The sequence below is a fragment of the Paraburkholderia sediminicola genome (assembly GCF_046026895.1).
Classification (GTDB): Bacteria; Pseudomonadota; Gammaproteobacteria; order Burkholderiales; family Burkholderiaceae; genus Paraburkholderia; species Paraburkholderia sediminicola_C.
This window is the reverse complement of record NZ_JAQQEU010000227.1, coordinates 1-1,172: the sequence shown is the minus strand read 5'-3', so window position 1 is coordinate 1,172 and position 1,172 is coordinate 1. Positions and strand designations below refer to the sequence as shown.

Below are 1,172 nucleotides of genomic sequence, written 5' to 3'. Positions count from 1 at the left end.
GAAACCGTGGAGCAGATGGCAGAGGTCAAGCGCATCATCATCGAAGTGGCTAAGGATATGGCCGTACTCAACGCCGACGATCCGTTGTGCATGAAGATGGCGGATCATACCGATGCAAGTCGGCTGTGCTACGTCACGATGAACGCTGCGCACCCGTTGGTCGGCGAGCATATTCGCGCGGGCGGCGCGGCGCTCGTGCTGGAGGAAGAAGCCGGCGGTCACCTGATCGTGCTGTGGGATAGCGGCCGTCGCGTTCCATTGTTGTGGACATATCTGATTCCCGCCACTGTGCAAGGGCTCGCGCTGCACAATGTGCAGAACGCGATGTTCGCCGCGGCGCTTGCCCGTGGCCTCGGAGTCGACGTCGAGGGCATCCGGCTCGGCCTGCGCACGTTCGATAATTCGTTCGCCTGCACCCCTGGGCGCATGAACATCTACGACGATCATCCGTTCAGGGTCATATTGGACTATGCGCATAACCCGGCAGCCGTGCAGACCATGTGCGCCCTGGTGGAGCGGCTCGGCCCAGATCAGCGGAAGATCGTTTCGCTGACGGTTCCGGGCGATCGCCGCGACGAGGACATTCAGGCAATCGGGCGCGTTGCAGCCGGGCACTTCGACCAATACATCTGCCATCGGGACAGCGACTCGCGCGGGCGCGATCACCTGGAGGTGCCGGACATGTTGCGCGAAGCACTGCGCATCGCGGGTGTCCCGCCGCAGCAAATCAAGGTCGTCGCGGAGGAGCAAACGGCCAATCAGTTAGCGCTCGAGATGGCACGTCCTGGCGATTTGCTTCTGTTGCTCAGCGAAGATTACGCGGGGGCATGGGAACAGATCGGGCAATTCAAGCCGGAGATGCCACGCGCGCAGGCAACCAGCAAGAAGCCGGTTCAGATGAGGATTCGGCTTGACGATCTGGGCGGGTTTGAGTGGACCCGGAATATGGAAATTGTCCGCGATGCCCGGGGCGTGAGGATCGCAAGAGAACTTGAGGACTGAACGAGTACCGCGGTCATCATTCAATGCAGTTCAACCGAACCGGACGAATGAACATGGACGATAAATTGCTCCTCTGCAACGATAACGAAGCCACGCTCGACGCCACATCGAAACGGAAGATAGCTGTCGAAGTCGCGCTCGAACTGATAAGGCTCGATACAGCAAGCGGA

General features: G+C 60.1%; 1 protein-coding gene. It reads left to right on the top strand.

Features of this window, described 5'->3' with window-relative positions; all coding sequences use genetic code 11:
• The coding region (locus PQR02_RS40435; protein WP_408243387.1) for a glutamate ligase domain-containing protein at positions 1 to 1,002 on the top strand (1,002 nt) is incomplete at its 5' end.
• Positions 1,003 to 1,172: the final 170 nt, after the last annotated feature.